Here is a 16,481-nt window from a genome sequence, read left to right as displayed (position 1 = left end):
AAACTATGATTAAAGAACCAGATACATTGATGCTCATTGGATTCATGGGCGCTGGGAAAACAACTGTCGGTAAAGAGATAGCTCGACAACATCACTCAAAATTTATAGATATTGATTCTGAAATTGAACGTGTCGCTGGAAAGAAGATTTCAGAAATATTTGAAGAGCGTGGAGAGCAAGGATTCCGAGAATTAGAAACGAAAGTTTTAAGTGATGTCCAGACATTCAAGGGAATTGTTGCAACGGGTGGTGGCGTGGTTGAGCGATCAGAAAATTTGGAAGTTTTACGCCGTTCACCAGCAACGATTATCTATTTACATGGTAATTTAGAAAGTACTATTGGACGTTTGATTCTCGAAGGACAACGACCATTATTACAAGAAAAGTCTACTGCAGACTTTTTTGCATTATGGCAAACACGGGATCCCAAGTATGATGAGGTTGCTAACTTTACCGTTGAAACGGTGGGTAAAACACCAGCTCGAATTGCTGCGGAAATCATTGCCTTATTTAGTGCTAATGAAGACGAGTTAGCATTACTCCAGTTACGTTCTCAAATAGATGCTTTTGACCGACAAATCTTCCAAACTATTTCAGAACGTTTTCAAGTTGTTGAGGCAGTTGCTAGATATAAAGAAAAATTTGGTATGCCAACCGTACAACATGATCGTATGTTAAAATTACGTTCAGAATTGAAATCTGACTTTAGCACATCAAGTGACATTACAGATGATATGATTGATGGTATCATGACTATTCTAATGCAAGCAGCGATAGATAAAGAGAACAAACAGTTAAATAGGTGATTTATGAAATTACATACGTTAGGCCCTAATGGTACGGATTCTGAGCGCGCTGCACAACATTATTTGACAGATGAAACGCTTGTTTTACATAGTAGTTTTGAGGAAATTTTGCTGAATTTGAAAGCATACAAGGGTGACAAAATAGTTTTACCAGTTGCGTTTAAATCAAATCAAGAGCCAAGCTTAAACTGGTCAGATTTTAATTATTTAAATTGGTCTGATATTGACATTGAAACAACTTTCTCACTTCCATTAATGACAATGAGTGTGATTGAAAATACAGAGTTCAAACGCAATGTAGCATTGGTTCATGCAGCAACTGAAGGCCTGATGAAGAGATATTTAACCTCCGTCAACTTGGACAATGCGTGGGGACCTTCAATTATGTTTGCCCCAAGTAAAGTTGTGGCATTACAAAGCTTTATAAAAGAACAAAATCGGTTTACAATTGTTTCTGAAGAACAATTCAAAAAATTACCTGAAAGTAGTGACGAAAAATACCAAATTAGGCAACAATTGAAGCCTCAAATGGTTTGGATCGTCTATAGAGTCCTATGACAACATTGAGAGAATTATTAAAGATACCTGGAAATACAGACAAGCCTATTATTGCTGTGCCATTAACTTTGGGCCCTACAGACAAATTTAGTCCTTTTGCGCAAAAATTGCAGCAACAAAACCCGGATATCGTTGAATGGCGAGCGGATTATATTGCTGATGACTTTAGCCAAGCTGTTATGTGGCAGCAAGTTAAGACTGGCGCGCAAAATGAGTTGGCACAAAAAGAAGTTTCGGCAATGACTGAAGCAAAAATGCTATCAGAAATTGACAATGCAAAACAGGAGTTTATGGCTAATTGGCCGCAGATGAATGCACAAATTATTAAAGAACTGACTGGAACAGTGTTTAATAGTATTGGTGGATTTCCTATTATTTTAACCTATCGAACAGTAGAACAAGGTGGGAAGGGCGAAATGAGTGCGATTGAATATGCAACTTTCGTTATATCGGCATTACATTCGGGCTACCCCTTTGCTGCTGTTGATGTTGAATATACATTAGATGAGCCATTAAGAAAGAGCATTATGGAGGCCGCTCATCATTCCAATGTGCCAGTAATACTTTCATACCATGATATTAATAGCACACCAAAAAATTTGTCTAATATGATTAAAGATATGTCTGAGACTGTAGCAGATATCATAAAGATAGCTGTAACGCCTAAAGTTGAGGAAGATGTCCAGTATTTGCTGGATGTAACTCGTGATGCTGAGGTGTTACAACCCTTAATAACCATGAGTATGGGCGAATTAGGTAAACGTACGCGAGTTGAAGGTTACCAATATGGTTCTGAATTGACATTTGCTACTTTGGATGGCACTAATCAAAGTGCACCAGGACAATTGACTGTTAAAGAATTATTGCAATCATGGCAATAATGTGGTATATTATTTAAGACCAACTGGGTAGTATCTATCTACCTACCCGCTATCTCTTCTGAGATAGCGTTTTTTATTTTAATTCAAAGTGAGACCTGTCATAGGTCTCACTTTTTTTGTTGCAGCTAATTATAAAATCTTTTCGATTTTGATGATATTTATATCAAACCTTGACAAAATCTTGACGCTTGATTGGTATATTTATTGCATAGACAATAGTTGTCCTTTTCAACAGTTGAATTGGAGAAATTTTGTCTTATTTTATGATACTGATGACAATAAGAAGAGGAAAATAAAGTGGAAGTTAAATTTAATCACGTGACCTTGACATATGGTAATGGTGTTGAGGTCCTACATGACATGGATTTTGATATCACTGATGGCCAATTAGTTGCCCTTCTTGGCCCTTCTGGTGGTGGTAAATCAACAACTTTGAATTTGATTTCTGGTTTATTATCAGCCACAACAGGTGAAATTTATTTTGGACAACAAAATGTGACCAAACAAGATGCTTTAGAGCGTGGTGTTGGTATGGTTTTTCAAAATTATGCTTTATATCCCCATATGACAGTATTGGACAATATAATTTTTCCAATGAAAATGGCTAAAATTGATAAAGTAGCACGAAAGAAACGCGCCTTGGAACTGGCAAAGTTAGTTCGTGTTGATGATCAAATTAATAAGAAACCCAGTGATTTATCTGGCGGACAGCAACAAAGAGTCGCTATTGCTCGCGCCTTGGCAAAATCTCCAAATATTTTATTATTAGATGAGCCATTATCTAATTTAGACGCACGTTTACGCGTTGAGATGAGAGAAGAAATTCGTCGTATTCAAAAAGAAACTGGTGTTACTACTGTCTTCGTAACTCATGATCAAAGTGAAGCCATGCATGTGGCAGATAAAATAATGTTACTAAATGATGGTCGAATTCAACAATATGATGACCCACAGTCACTTTATGAAAATCCCAAAAATCAGTTTGTGGCTAATTTTATTGGTGAACCGGCTTTGAATGTTATTGATGCCAGCTATTTTGGAGACAGTGTGCAGCAATTATTTAATGGTGAAGTTGCAACAATTGGTATTCGTGCTGAAGCATTGACTAATGAAACGAACAATCCTGCGATTCAATTGCAAGCAAATGTACAGGAAGTTCTCTCGTTTGGTCATGAGCGTCAAGCAACAATAATATTTAAAGAGCAATACTTGATTGCAACGGGTATTAATACTAATGTGATTGTCAACAAAGTCATAACAATATTTGCAAAATTAGACGGTGTATATGCATTTGATAATGAGGGACACCGTTTATCCTTAAGAGGTGAGCAACTATGATGACAAACCAGAAGCCAACGTGGAAACAAAATTTAAAGGGTTGGTTATATGTTTTACCAATGCTAACCATTGTAGCAGTATTCAGTTTGTATCCAATCATTTCAAGTTTGGCAATGAGCTTCTATACCGAATATAATTTTTTTACAAATCAAATTTTAGCGATTGGTTTTGATAATTTTAAATATTTATGGGATGACGCACTTTTTCACTCAGCAGTGGCTAATACGTTGATTTTTGTTGTCGGTGTTGTGCCACTTGAGGTTGTTATTTCATTGACAATTGCGGTGCTATTGAATCAAATCAAAGTTTTAGCTGGTTTTTTTCGCACAGTATATTTTCTACCATTTGTGACAAGCATTGTAGCAATATCGATGGTATGGAAATGGTTATACAATAGAGATTCTGGTTTAATAAATTATTTTTTGAGTTTTATTGGTATTCAACCAATTGACTGGTTAAATGATCCTAAATGGGCTTTGCCAGCGCTTATTATTTTAGCAATTTGGAAGAGCCTAGGATTTAATATTATGCTGTTTTTAGTGGCATTGAATAACGTAGATAAGCGTTTATATAGTGCAGCACGGCTAGATGGTGCTAATGCATGGCAACGATTTTGTCACGTAACAGTTCCTATGATTAGTCCAATGACATTTCTAATTGCTATCAATGCTGTAATCGGATCATTTAAAGTATTTGATGAAATATTTTCACTATTTGGTGGACAAGCTGGGCCTGGTAATTCCGCAATGACAGTCGTATTTTATCTTTATCGCATGTTTTATGAACAAAATAAATATGGTATTGCAGCTGCTGCGGGAGTTGTACTATTCTTTATGATTTTGTTTGTAACATTGATCCAAATGTGGGTCAGCAAAAAACATGTACATTATTAAAGGGAGATAATAATGAAAAAGAAACTATCAAAAATAATGGTTTATTCATTATTAGTAATTGGTGCGCTGACAATGTTATTACCATTCTTTTGGATGATTTCAACATCATTTAAAACTGGTTTTGAAGCGTTACAAACACCACCAACCTGGTTACCAAAAAAACTTCAGCTAACCAATTGGATTGCTGCATGGCACGCGGCACCGTTTGCGACTTATTTGATCAATTCGGTCGTAGTAGCATTAATAACAACAGTTGGTCAGATAATTACTGCGATTATGGCAGCATTTGCTTTTGCAAAGATGAATTTTCGTGGTAAAACTTTTCTTTTTACTATATTGTTGGCAACGATGATGGTACCAGGAGAAATGCTTATTATTCCAAACTTTGTGACATTGTCGCAATTACACTTGGTAAATACCTATGGTGCCTTGATTATTCCTTGGTTGGCTAGTTTTTTTGCAGTCTTTACATTACGTCAATCATTTGCCAGTGTTCCTGATCAATTATATTATGCGGCTAAACTTGATGGTGCATCAGATTGGAAGTTTTTGTGGCAGATTTTGGTACCTAATTCAAAGTCGTCTATTACTGCTATCGGATTACTGCAAGTGATTGGTTCTTGGAACTCGTTTATGTGGCCACTTATTGTTACTAATACGGATAAGATGCGAACATTACCTGTTGGGTTACAAGCTTTTAGTTCCGATTCTGGTGTTAATTATCCAGAATTAATGGCAGCATCAACTTTTGTTATATTACCAATGGCTATTTTGTATTTGTTTTTGAATAAGTATGTTGTTGCTGGCATTTCAGGTGGTGGCATTAAAGGATAGTACATGGCCTAATTTTTATGGGCAGTAAAGAGATTTTATCTGATGATGAAATTTGTTTGCTGCTTATAAAATAGAGCAGTGAATTTTTTCGGGAACACGAAAGGAAATGTGTACATATGAGTACAGGGAAAAAAGTTGCAGCATGGTCTGCTATTACAATTTTGGCAAGCTCGTTATTTGCTGGTTTGTCAGCTGTAGATACGTCGACAGTAAGTGCAGCCACGACTAAACCAGTCAAAATCACTTTTTGGCATGCAATGGCTGGGCCATACAAGGAAGCTTTGCAAAAACGTATTGATGCTTTTAATAAGTCGCAAAAGCAGTATAAGGTTGTGGCAACTGCGCAGGGTGATTATACAACTTTGAACCAAAAAATCATGGCTGGTGCTAAGTCAAAAACTTTGCCAGTTATGGCACAAGCGACATACACACAAATTCCAGATTATGCTAAAGATGGTATTGTAACATCTATTCAGTCACAAGTGACTGGTAAAAATGGTTTGTCGAAGAAACAATTAAATAATATTTATTCTGGATTTCTACAACAATCAAAATATAAGGGTGAGTATTATTCAACACCTTTTTCTGCATCTGTACGTGAAATGTTTTATAACAAAACTTTACTGAAGAAATATAACTTATCAGTTCCAAAAACTTGGGATGATATTGCTAACATGTCAGAAGTATTAAAAAAAGACGGTATTGCGACTGTAGGATTTGATAAATCATTTGATATGGAGTGGGATTCTATGGTGCATTCTGCTGGTGACTCGCTTGTTACTAGTGGTGGGAAAGTTAATGTAAACTCAAAAAAAGCTGTGGCAGCAGCTAAGTTAATTACAGATATGGTAAGTGATGGGACAGCAAAGACAGCTGGATCAGATATTTATGGCACAACAAATTTTGTTAACGGTAAGACGGCTCTAACATTTTCATCATCAGCAGGTATTACAGCCACACAAGCTGCGGCTGCAAAAGACTTTGATTGGGGAACTGCTCCACTACCATCATATCAGGGTAAATCAGCGACTGTATTAGCAGGAAATAGTTTAGTTGTCACAGCAACAGCCTCTAAAAAGCAGCAGTCTGGTGCATGGGCATTTATGAAGTTTCTAATGTCTGATAAGCAAACTGAAAAGTGGGCGGAAGCTACTGGGTATTTACCAATTACTAAGACTGCTACAAAATCGGCAGCTTATAAAGCTTACTTGGATAAAAATCCATTAGCTAAAGCAGCATCGGAATCATTGACTAGTGCATTTTCTGATACAGCATTCTTAGGTTACCAAGATTATCGTACTAATTTGGCTACTGCTGTTGATGCGATGCTAACAAAAAACACATCAGCATCTGATGCTTTGAATACGTTAGCTGATCAAACTAAGAAAACTTTGCAAGAGAATAAATAAATGAGTACACAAGTAGAATTTTTAAATGGATTAAATACAATTGGTGGTAACGTCGTAACTTTTACTAATCAGCAAACACGATTAATAATGGATTTTGGCGTTAATTTTGCGCCAGCAACAACACCGGCAACTGATTTACTAAATGATGGCACATTACCTAATTTACCTAGTTTATTTCAGAATATGCAAAGTGATTTAAAAAGCACAATTTTCGTTTCGCACTTACATTTAGACCATATGGGTGCGCTTAAATATTTAACAAGTCCCACAGATGTTTATATGAGTCAAGATTCGGCTGATTTGTATCAAGTATTAATTAATTTAGGTGTTGAGCATGCGCCATATGCAAATGTTAAGATAATTGATTATGAAAAACCAATAAATTTTGGACCGTTTGAAGTAACTTTTTTTGAAACGGATCATGATATACGTGGTGCTTCAGCCATTCGTGTAAGTGATGGGAAACACATTTTTGTTCATAGTGGGGATGTCCGTTTAGATGGTCCACATTCAGAAAGAGTTGAACATTGGGCAAATGTCCTCCACGATAATAAAATTGATTTGTTTTTGTTGGAAGGAACAGAATTTAGTTTTGAGAATCAAAGCGATGAATGTGTTCGTCAAACTGAACAATCTTTGCAAATGGATTTTGCCAAGATATTAAAAGAAACTGAAGAATTAGTTGTTGTTAATCCATATGAAAGAAATATTGATCGATTGTTGGCATTACAAAACACTGCACATGAGAATAATCGAGAACTTTTATGGGATCATCGATTCACAGTTATTTTAAAAGCCATGGGCATTAAAAACGTTCAAGAAATTGATTGGTCGAAGGTTGTTTCAGACCCTAGCCATTATGTTATTCAAAACCGATTTGATCAATTGCATGATTTGGATCAATTTGATAAACAATTTGTCTACTTGCACATGAATGGCGAACCATTAGGTGAATATGATCCTCGTTTTTTCGAACTATCAACTTATCTAGAGACGAGAAACGTAGCTTTACAATTAATGGGTGCCAGTGGTCATGCCAAACCCAATGATTTAGTGGCCCTAGCTCAACATGTGAATGCCAAGCAAACAGTTCCTTGGCATTCATTCAAACCAGAAAAGGAAGCATCAGAATTAGTAAGTGCAGGACTAAATGTTTATCTACCAACAAAAGGTGAGATTCTAAACTATAATTGACTTTTTCGAATTATAAAAACTTCTTCTTAGAACAAGAGACAAACCAAACAGTGTTTGTCTTTTTTATTTTCAATTGTTATATGACCAGCGTTTATCAATTCCAAAGCATTTTTATTAAATAAATTAAATACGAATTTAACACGTTTTTTTGTTTTCAATTAATCTACACAAGATAAGATAAGCTTACAAAAAGTAACGAGCTATTTTAGAATAGAACGTAAAAATCTTTTGTCATAAAAAAGTTAGGAGAACATGTATGTCAAGTGTCAGGGACAAAAGTAATATTGGGTTTCAGGTAATGATTCCATTTATATTACCTGTTTTGATTTTAGTTACGTGGCAAGTAACAACCAGTATTAATTTAATTGATGATTCATTATTGCCAACGCCAGTGGCGGTTATTAATAAATGTATCGAACTACTCCAAAGTGGTGAATTACAGCGAAATATGAGTATTTCATTGTACAGAGCTACTTCTGGATTATTAATCGGTGGAACTTTAGGCTTAGTATTTGGTGGTATTAATGGTATATCGTTACTTGCCCAAAGATTTTTCAATAGTTCAATCCAAATGATTCGTAACATTCCTCACTTGGCATTAATTCCTTTAGTTATTATTTGGCTTGGTATTGGTGAAAGTGCAAAAATTTCATTAGTTGCTGTTGGTGTATTTTTTCCAATCTATATCAATACCTTTCATGGTATAAGGTCTATCGACAAAAATTTGATTGAAATGGGTTCCTCGTACGCATTAAGTCGTAAGCAAATGTTGATGAAAATTATTATACCAGGGGCCTTACCATCGATTTTGATGGGATTTCGTTATGCTTTAGGTGTCATGTGGACAACATTAATTGTGTCTGAAACGATTTCGTCAAGTTCGGGTATAGGTTATATGGAAACCAATGCACAACAGTTTTTGGACATGCCAACAATCTTTTTGAGTATCTTGATTTATGCTTTTCTCGGTAAAGTATCTGATTGGATTGCATTGAGTTTTGAAAGTATTCTGCTAAATTGGCAAAAAGGATAGGAATATGAGTTCAGTAATAGCTTTAGATAAAATCAATAAGTCATATGGCAACAAGCAAGTTCTAAAAAGTATTAATTTTGATATTCAAGCAGGTGAATTTATTTCATTTGTTGGCGAAAGTGGTGGAGGTAAAACCACTTTATTAAGGTTAATTGCCGGTTTAGAAACACCTACTTCTGGTGTTATTACAATCAATGATAAGCCATTAAATGGTAAAAATGAAATTGCTCGAGTGATGTTTCAGGACGCACGATTATTACCGTGGATGACAGTTATCGATAATGTCACTTTTGGGAATAAAAATAAAGAAGTTAAGGATTATGCACTAAAACTACTTGAAAAAGTGGAACTTGGTGATAAATGCACCTCTTATCCTCAGCAGTTATCTGGTGGTCAGAAACAACGTGTTGCTCTTGCTCGTGCCTTAATGTCACGGCCTAAGATTTTACTGTTAGATGAACCATTAGGTGCTTTGGATGCGTTAACACGTTTAAAAATGCAACGTTTGATTGCTAAAATCGTTGATGAATCAAATTTAACAACAATTCTAATCACTCATGATGTTCAAGAAGCAGTTTTGTTAGGAAATCGTGTGGTGGCTGTTAAAGATGGCCATTTGGGTTTGATTGTGGATGGCACACGAAAGAATGATACACGAACAGATCTAGCTGAGGTGATTGAGAAAGTTCAAGAATTCATCTTAACAACTAGCGAGGAAGAAAAATGACGCAATTAATTCGGAAACTAATGCTAGTTATTTTTTTGTTATTTTGGATAATTTGTGCGGTATATGGTTACACACAAACGGTTGAAAAAAAATCAACGTTGCAGACCATTACAGTTGGTTATCAAAAGGGAGATCCAATTGACATTGCTAAGCAACATGGTGAACTTGCAAAAAATATGAAGGATCAAGGATATAAAATTGTATACCGTGAATTTGCTGATGGTGCTGCAGAAATGCAAGCATTGGCAAGTGGTAGCATTGACTATGCTCGTACTGGTGACACACCTCCTGTTACGGCTCAAGCATCTAAAACAGATATCGCATATATAGCAGTTGGCGCAAGTAAATCAAGTGGTTCAGCTATTGTTATTCCAAACGGTTCAACTATATCAAATTTATCAGAACTGAAAGGTAAACGTATTGCCTATACACAAGGGACTAGTTCACAATACTTACTTCTGAGTGCTTTAAAAAAGGCTGGTTTAAGTTCGAGCGATGTGACTTTAGTAAATATGAAACAAACCGATGCTAGTATTGCTTTTGGACAGGGAAAAATTGACGCTTGGGTCACTTGGGATCCCTATACCGCACAGGCACAAGTAACTCAATATGCACAAGTTTTAACAACAGGCAAAGGATTGAGTAAAAATCGTGATTTTGTACTGTCTACGCAATCGTTTGCTAAGAAAAATAAAAAAGTTTCGGCTTATTTAGTAAAATTCTTGTCTGAAGATATGAAGTGGGCAAATAGCAATAAATCTAAGGTTTCAAAATTACTAGTTAAGTCATTAAGTATGAAAAAGTCAGTTATCGAAAAAATGGTTAATCGTAAAGACTTTACAATTACTAGTATCACATCGTCTGTTGTAAAGGAACAACAAGATATCGCAGACTTATTTTATGAACAGAAACTGATAACTAAAAAAATTGTCGTTAGTGATGCTGTTTTGAATGTTGAAAAATAGAAAAGATGGTAAAAAAATAATATGTCAATATTACTCGATAAGTTGAATAAACAATTATTATTACATGCAAAGGAAATTCAATTAATAGATGCTGAAAGTAATCTTAAATTAACTGGAAATGAAGTTAAAGAGAGAATTGATTTATTCCGTCAGCAGTTTATAAAACAAAATATTAATCGAGGGGATGTTGTTTTAATTGCTTTGAGTAATACGATATGGATGACAATCATTGAACAAACTCTATGGGAACTTGGCGCAATAGCCCATCCTATTTCTGAAACAACAGGTGTTAAAGAAATTCTGAATGAATTTACCGAGTATCAGTATTCTGGTGCAATTGTTAGTGAGCGACTACGTTTAGAATTGGATGATCAAGGTATTCTTTTGAGTAAAACGTTTGCAATATTGGATCAATCGGTTAATTATTATGCATTTAATGGGCAACCTTTACAACATATTTCAAATGAAGAAGAAAAACAACTTGCATTAATTTTAAATACGTCAGGCACCACTGGCAAACCAAAAAGAGTTGGTATTACGAATGAAAAAATATTATTGGCTACAAAAGCTGTCACAAAAAGTCAAAATATTAAAGAAACAGATCATGCTTTAATTGTTATGCCGATGTTTCATATTAATGCACAAATTGTTTCTACAGTGACATCACGTGTTAACGGTTGCCAAGTGATTGTTGCGCCAAAGTTTTCTGCTAGTAAATTTTGGAAAATTGTAGCCGATTATCAAGTAACTTGGCTATCAGTTGTACCAACAATTATTAATATTTTATTGAAAAATGAAAAAAGTAACGCACAATACGAAAAACTAAAAGATATTATTCAACTTCAATATGTACGGTCAGCTTCTTTTTCACTACCTAAGCAGTTGCTGACTAGTTTTGAAGAACGATTCAATGTCAGGGTACAAGAGGGATATGGTATGACTGAATCAACAACTGTCGTTTCAATTAATCCATTAGACAAACCTAAAATTGGATCTGTTGGGCCAGTTGTTGATACGGATATCGCTATTTATTCAACTAATTATGGTGTGACTTATAAGGCGAATCAGCACGGTGAAATCATATTGAGAGGCCCCCGAGTTTTACAGCAATATCTTGATCCCAAAGATAATATTTTGATAGATGGGTATTTTCGAACAGGAGATATCGGTTATTTTGATGAAGATGGTTACTTATATGTGATTGGTAGAATAAAAGAGATTATCAATCATGGTGGTGAGAAAATTGCTCCGGCAAAAGTAGAAAGTATTATTTCACAATTTGAATTTGTCACAGAAGTTGCTGTCATTGGATTACCAGATGAATTATATGGTGAGCGTGTAGTTGCTGCTTTGCATCTAGACCGTTTGGATAATTATGATCAAAAAATTAAAGCAATTAAAGAAAAAGTATCACACGAATTAGCAAAGTATGAACAACCTTCAGAATATTTAATTACTGGTGCTTTTCCAAGAAATCAAACAGGTAAGGTTTTACGACCACAATTAATTGAACGTTTGAAAGGTGAAAATCAGCATGCAACAAGCAAATAAGCGTGTTTATTTATTTGAGGTAGATTTTTTTCGTATTGTTTTTATCTTAGGAGTTTTGGCGAATCATACGACTACGCTTGTAACACATAAAATGGCAACAGATTCAATTCCCTACAGTATTTTGATGGCCACACATATTTCGTTACATTTCACTAGAATGGGCTTCATGTTTGTAACAGGACTAGTGTTGTTTATGAACAATTACTTTAAGCCTCTTAATGTTTTAAAATTTTGGAAAAAAAGATACCTTGGGGTTTTAGTACCTTATCTGAGTTGGACAGCTATCTTAACAGCTACTGAAAGTAATCCATCATTCAGCACATTTATAGCTAAATGGGTACATTTATCAGTATATGGGGATGATTATTATATGTATTATATACTTGTCACATTGCAGCTGTATTTAATTTTTCCAGTAATTGTATGGTTGTTTAAGAAATTTGAAGCAAATCATAATGTAATTATTATAACTTCTGCAGTTGCACAACTAATATTGCTTTTCCTTATTAAGTATCAATTGCCAAATGTTGATACTAATGGATGGCCATACTTGCTGAAAAATTATGGATTTAATGTATTTGTTTACCAATTCTACTTTATTATGGGCGGATATGCAGCCATACACTATCAGGAATTTATTACATTTATCCGTAAATGGCACACTTGGTTAGGTAAGGCATCGTTAATTTGTGCTGCCGGCACTATACTCTTGTTTTTTTACAATATTAATATATTGCATTTGTCTCTTGATAAGGCAGAAGAAGTTCATCAGCCATTCATTTTTGTTTATGATATTGTAATTATTGGTTATATTATTTGGTTAGGATTGCGTTATGCAGATTTGAGAAAAGATTATTTGCCCAAGTTTGCAACAAACTTTGTTGGTATAGGTGCTAAAATTTCATTTGGTATTTATTTGTCGCAAACTTTGCCATTGGCGCTGATGGTTGTTATGTTATCAAGCATAACAATTGCTAATGATTGGCTATTACTAATTATGCTACCTTTTGTTTATGTAGTCACAGCTCTAATGGGATACGCGCTGTGTTATTTTTTCTATAAAGTACCACCATTTGGTTTTCTAATAGGACGACCACAGTCATTTCGAAAGATAGTTAAATAATAAAATATAAAAAGGATAGATCTGTATATAATTTATCCTTTTTTGTTTTATTAATCACAAATAAAATTGTAAAACTTGCATGGAAGGGTTTACAATACTATAATGTAGTTGTAATTAAAAAGGAGGAAATTCACATGGTTAAAGTTGCAGTTGTTACTGGTGGTGGACAAGGAATTGGCGAGGGTATTGTTAAGCAACTCGCTTCAGACGGTTTCACTGTCGCAGTTGCTGATTTGAACAAAGATAATGCGGTGAAAGTTGCCGAAGAAGTTGGTAATGATTCAAAGGGTTACTACGTTGACATTTCGAGTCATGAGGACATGTTCAAGTTAGTTGATGACGTTGTGAACGACTTCGGTCATTTAGATGTTTTTGTAAATAATGCTGGTATTGCTCAAATTGCAGCTATTGTAGATGCAAAACCTGAAGAAATTACCAAAATTTTTAACATTAATGTTAATGGAACAATTTATGGTATTCAAGCCGCAGCAAAGCAGTTTAAGAAGCAAGGCAAGGGCGGTAAAATTATTAATGCTTGTTCTATTGCTGGACATCAGGCAGTTGAATTATTGGGTATTTATTCTGCTACCAAATTTGCCGTACGTGGTATTACACAGGCTGCTGCGAAAGAATTGGCAAAAGATAAAATTACTGTTAATGCTTATTGCCCAGGAATTGTGTTAACACCAATGTGGGATCAGATTGATGCAGCAATGGCCAAAATTTATGATCGGCCATTAGGAGAAACAAAGCAAGAATATATTGATGGTATTGCACTAGGTCGTGGGGAAGAACCAGCTGATGTTGCCAATTTAGTTTCATTTTTAGCAGATGAAAAATCAAATTATATTACAGGTCAGTCAATTTTGGTTGATGGTGGTATTAATTATGTATAATAGTCTTTAATGACGAATAAAAATATAAATATAACAAGTACAATAAGAGGCAAAAAAACTAGATTGTTTAGTGCTTCAGATAATATTCGACCTGTTGCAATCAAATTGACGCAGGGACTAGATTTAGTTTTTCATGATTATACCTTTGAAAACTATGGCAGTGCGATTGCTTTTTCAGATAAAATCTTGCGATTAGATTTTGCATACAGCGGATCTGTCAATCTTATTAAAAATAATCAAGAAACAATTTTTTTAGAACCAGGATTTTTAAAGTTATCTCAAAGTTCTGACGATCGCAATAATTACTCTGCAGCAAATGGTTATTATAAGGGCGTTACCATACTTGTCAATCGACAAAAAATTAATCCGGAATTTCTAATGTTGTTGGGAAGACAATCATTTTTAGATGAATTGATTGATTCATATTTATTAGATGATGATTATACTATTTTGAAGACAGAATACATTGAACGTTTTTTTAAAGATATAGAGACAGTCAGAGTGAGTAACCAATTACAATTTTTATGTTTAAAAGTTGCTGAACTATTACTTTATTTAGATTCTGAGGAGGCTAACCGATCTGTTTTGCCAAAAACATATTTTCCAGTACAAGATATCAAAAAAATTTATGATATTCATAGTTATTTAATAGAAAATATGAGTGAAAGAACAACTTTGAAACAACTATCTGAGAAATATAATATTGGCTTAACCACGATGCAAAATCTATTCAGAGCAACATATGATCAATCCATTCATAGTTTCGTGATGTCTTCTCGAATAAAAAGAGCGTGTGATCTCTTGAAGAACAGTAATATGAGTATCACGTTTATTGCAAATGAGGTTGGTTATATTAACACAAGTAAGTTTTCCGCCTTCTTTAAAAATGAAAAGCAGATGACTCCTAAAATGTATCGTAATCTTTATAAAAATTAATTTATATCGAATACGTTAATTAATTGGGCTAAAAATATTCAAATGGAGCAGTAAGGCATTCAAAATTCCTTTACATTAGTCACTAGAGTATGTGACTAAGGAAAGGAATTTTTATTTTATGAAGAAGAAACTATTTGTTGCGACGCTGGTGTCGTATTTGGGAATTTATATTACCATGCCAGTCTTGTCAGCAATTTCAACTAAAGCACACATGATGCCGGGGCAAATTGGTATTATGATTTCATTGGGGGCTGCAGCAATGTTGTTGTTTGCTCCAATATGGGGAAAACTAAGTGATGTATTCGGGCGTCGAATCGTTATGATTATTGGGTTATTCGGAATGGGCATATTTTTTATTCTTTATGTTTCGTTATTCCACATGGCCATTGCTTCTTCAAAATTAGTACCATTATTCTTTTATGGGTTGATGGGTACTCGGTTTTTGTTAGGCATATTCATGACAACAACACCGACTGCTGCAAATGCATACATGGCTGATATTTCAACAACAAAAGATCGAGCTAAGGATATGTCATCACTTGGTTTTGCAACTGGATTAGCGATGGTTCTTGGACCAATTATCGGGGGATTGATTTCTACATCTGGTAATTTATATTTGCCATTTTACACAACAATTATCCTTTTATTGGTATTCACTGTTGTCATGTTAGCTATTCTACCCAAAAAGCAAGTGACCATTAGTGAAAATCATGTTAACGACAAAAAAGAAAAAAGTTCAAAAAAGTTTTTCTCAGTTAAACTATTGAGCTGGTTGTTAGTAGGTTGTTCTGTCATGTTTGTTGTTGTTGGATTACAATTGTTAACATCATTATATTTACATGATAATATTGGTCAAACTGTTGTTCAGAGTGCCAAGACCTCATCATTGTTATTTGTTATATTAGGTATTACACTAATGTTGACACAAATTCTGCAAATTAAAGTGTTTAATTTCTCAGCACGTAAAATGATGATTGTTGGTATTCCATTGATTGTACTTGGATTACTATTAATTGCTCTTGCAAATGCTTTTTGGATGTTAGTTGTAAGTTATATATTGATTGGTTCAGGAGCAGCATTTGGTATGAGCTCGTTGTCAGCTGGTGCATCATTAGTTGTATCTCAAGATCAACAAGGAGCGGTTGCTGGAACTGTGGCTATGACACAAGCAATAGCTGGAATTGTTTCACCATTATTTGGTTCATTTATTTATCAAATCAACATCAAGTTACCATTTTTATTTTTTGCTGCGTTTGCGGTTTTAACTTATTTATTTTTTCTTGCTAATAATTCAAAACGTGAAAACACATTGAGCTAGTTCATCGTAAAGGGGAAAT

At 34.6% G+C, this 16,481-nt stretch carries 16 protein-coding genes; all 16 read left to right on the top strand.

What is annotated here, in order from left to right; all coding sequences use genetic code 11:
• Positions 1-5: 5 nt before the first annotated feature.
• The 16 genes from JNUCC76_RS06295 (at position 6) to JNUCC76_RS06220 (ending at position 16,462) form a co-directional block, all read left to right on the top strand.
• Positions 6-806: a shikimate kinase gene (locus JNUCC76_RS06295; RefSeq protein ID WP_454153503.1), complete on the top strand. Its 801-nt coding sequence runs from the start codon at positions 6-8 to the stop codon at positions 804-806.
• A gap of 3 nt (positions 807-809) precedes the next feature.
• The gene (locus JNUCC76_RS06290; RefSeq protein WP_454153501.1) at positions 810-1,364 is read left to right on the top strand and encodes a hypothetical protein; all 555 of its coding nucleotides are present in this window, start codon (positions 810-812) and stop codon (positions 1,362-1,364) included.
• Positions 1,361-2,245, top strand: a complete 885-nt coding sequence (locus JNUCC76_RS06285; RefSeq protein WP_454153499.1) for a type I 3-dehydroquinate dehydratase — start codon at positions 1,361-1,363, stop codon at positions 2,243-2,245. The genes JNUCC76_RS06290 and JNUCC76_RS06285 overlap by 4 nt, the downstream gene beginning before the upstream one ends.
• Positions 2,246-2,542: 297 nt before the next feature.
• Positions 2,543-3,583, top strand: a complete 1,041-nt coding sequence (locus JNUCC76_RS06280; protein WP_454153497.1) for an ABC transporter ATP-binding protein — start codon at positions 2,543-2,545, stop codon at positions 3,581-3,583.
• Entirely contained in the window at positions 3,583-4,476 is an 894-nt protein-coding gene (locus tag JNUCC76_RS06275) for a carbohydrate ABC transporter permease (RefSeq protein ID WP_454156541.1), read from the top strand. The genes JNUCC76_RS06280 and JNUCC76_RS06275 overlap by 1 nt, the downstream gene beginning before the upstream one ends.
• A 12-nt stretch (positions 4,477-4,488) precedes the next feature.
• The gene (locus tag JNUCC76_RS06270; protein WP_454153496.1) at positions 4,489-5,310 is read left to right on the top strand and encodes a carbohydrate ABC transporter permease; all 822 of its coding nucleotides are present in this window, start codon (positions 4,489-4,491) and stop codon (positions 5,308-5,310) included.
• A 116-nt stretch (positions 5,311-5,426) separates the two neighbouring features.
• Positions 5,427-6,719, top strand: coding sequence for an ABC transporter substrate-binding protein (locus JNUCC76_RS06265; protein WP_454153494.1), 1,293 nt, complete (start codon positions 5,427-5,429; stop codon positions 6,717-6,719).
• Positions 6,720-7,913, top strand: a complete 1,194-nt coding sequence (locus tag JNUCC76_RS06260) for an MBL fold metallo-hydrolase (RefSeq protein WP_454153492.1) — start codon at positions 6,720-6,722, stop codon at positions 7,911-7,913.
• Between the two features lie 256 nt (positions 7,914-8,169).
• The gene (locus tag JNUCC76_RS06255; protein ID WP_454153490.1) at positions 8,170-8,946 is read left to right on the top strand and encodes an ABC transporter permease subunit; all 777 of its coding nucleotides are present in this window, start codon (positions 8,170-8,172) and stop codon (positions 8,944-8,946) included.
• Positions 8,947-8,950: 4 nt separating this feature from the next.
• Positions 8,951-9,673: an ABC transporter ATP-binding protein gene (locus JNUCC76_RS06250; RefSeq protein WP_454153488.1), complete on the top strand. Its 723-nt coding sequence runs from the start codon at positions 8,951-8,953 to the stop codon at positions 9,671-9,673.
• On the top strand, positions 9,670-10,638 hold the full coding sequence (locus tag JNUCC76_RS06245) for an aliphatic sulfonate ABC transporter substrate-binding protein (RefSeq protein WP_454153486.1): 969 nt from the start codon (positions 9,670-9,672) through the stop codon (positions 10,636-10,638). Before JNUCC76_RS06250 ends, JNUCC76_RS06245 begins: the two co-directional genes overlap by 4 nt.
• Before the next feature lie 21 nt (positions 10,639-10,659).
• Positions 10,660-12,189 (top strand): AMP-binding protein, encoded by a 1,530-nt coding sequence (locus JNUCC76_RS06240; RefSeq protein ID WP_454153484.1) that lies wholly within the window; start codon positions 10,660-10,662, stop codon positions 12,187-12,189.
• Entirely contained in the window at positions 12,173-13,312 is a 1,140-nt protein-coding gene (locus JNUCC76_RS06235; protein ID WP_454153482.1) for an acyltransferase family protein, read from the top strand. The genes JNUCC76_RS06240 and JNUCC76_RS06235 overlap by 17 nt, the downstream gene beginning before the upstream one ends.
• 134 nt (positions 13,313-13,446) lie before the next feature.
• Positions 13,447-14,208, top strand: a complete 762-nt coding sequence (locus tag JNUCC76_RS06230; protein WP_454153480.1) for an acetoin reductase — start codon at positions 13,447-13,449, stop codon at positions 14,206-14,208.
• 9 nt (positions 14,209-14,217) lie between these two features.
• On the top strand, positions 14,218-15,144 hold the full coding sequence (locus JNUCC76_RS06225; protein WP_454153477.1) for a helix-turn-helix domain-containing protein: 927 nt from the start codon (positions 14,218-14,220) through the stop codon (positions 15,142-15,144).
• 118 nt (positions 15,145-15,262) lie between these two features.
• Positions 15,263-16,462, top strand: coding sequence for an MFS transporter (locus tag JNUCC76_RS06220; RefSeq protein ID WP_454153475.1), 1,200 nt, complete (start codon positions 15,263-15,265; stop codon positions 16,460-16,462).
• Positions 16,463-16,481 lie beyond the last annotated feature (19 nt).

Source organism: Leuconostoc sp. JNUCC 76 (assembly GCF_053667755.1).
The sequence above is the reverse complement of the archived record's forward strand: the minus strand, read 5'-3'. Positions and strand labels throughout refer to the sequence as shown.

What these genes read in the sequence shown, in the direction of transcription:
- JNUCC76_RS06295 (WP_454153503.1), top strand. Translation starts at nt 6, where the DNA reads ATGATTAAAGAACCAGATACATTGATGCTCATTGGATTCATGGGCGCT.
- JNUCC76_RS06290 (WP_454153501.1), top strand. Translation starts at nt 810, where the DNA reads ATGAAATTACATACGTTAGGCCCTAATGGTACGGATTCTGAGCGCGCT.
- JNUCC76_RS06285 (WP_454153499.1), top strand. Translation starts at nt 1,361, where the DNA reads ATGACAACATTGAGAGAATTATTAAAGATACCTGGAAATACAGACAAG.
- JNUCC76_RS06275 (WP_454156541.1), top strand. Translation starts at nt 3,583, where the DNA reads ATGACAAACCAGAAGCCAACGTGGAAACAAAATTTAAAGGGTTGGTTA.
- JNUCC76_RS06270 (WP_454153496.1), top strand. Translation starts at nt 4,489, where the DNA reads ATGAAAAAGAAACTATCAAAAATAATGGTTTATTCATTATTAGTAATT.
- JNUCC76_RS06265 (WP_454153494.1), top strand. Translation starts at nt 5,427, where the DNA reads ATGAGTACAGGGAAAAAAGTTGCAGCATGGTCTGCTATTACAATTTTG.
- JNUCC76_RS06260 (WP_454153492.1), top strand. Translation starts at nt 6,720, where the DNA reads ATGAGTACACAAGTAGAATTTTTAAATGGATTAAATACAATTGGTGGT.
- JNUCC76_RS06255 (WP_454153490.1), top strand. Translation starts at nt 8,170, where the DNA reads ATGTCAAGTGTCAGGGACAAAAGTAATATTGGGTTTCAGGTAATGATT.
- JNUCC76_RS06250 (WP_454153488.1), top strand. Translation starts at nt 8,951, where the DNA reads ATGAGTTCAGTAATAGCTTTAGATAAAATCAATAAGTCATATGGCAAC.
- JNUCC76_RS06245 (WP_454153486.1), top strand. Translation starts at nt 9,670, where the DNA reads ATGACGCAATTAATTCGGAAACTAATGCTAGTTATTTTTTTGTTATTT.
- JNUCC76_RS06240 (WP_454153484.1), top strand. Translation starts at nt 10,660, where the DNA reads ATGTCAATATTACTCGATAAGTTGAATAAACAATTATTATTACATGCA.
- JNUCC76_RS06235 (WP_454153482.1), top strand. Translation starts at nt 12,173, where the DNA reads ATGCAACAAGCAAATAAGCGTGTTTATTTATTTGAGGTAGATTTTTTT.
- JNUCC76_RS06230 (WP_454153480.1), top strand. Translation starts at nt 13,447, where the DNA reads ATGGTTAAAGTTGCAGTTGTTACTGGTGGTGGACAAGGAATTGGCGAG.
- JNUCC76_RS06225 (WP_454153477.1), top strand. Translation starts at nt 14,218, where the DNA reads ATGACGAATAAAAATATAAATATAACAAGTACAATAAGAGGCAAAAAA.
- JNUCC76_RS06220 (WP_454153475.1), top strand. Translation starts at nt 15,263, where the DNA reads ATGAAGAAGAAACTATTTGTTGCGACGCTGGTGTCGTATTTGGGAATT.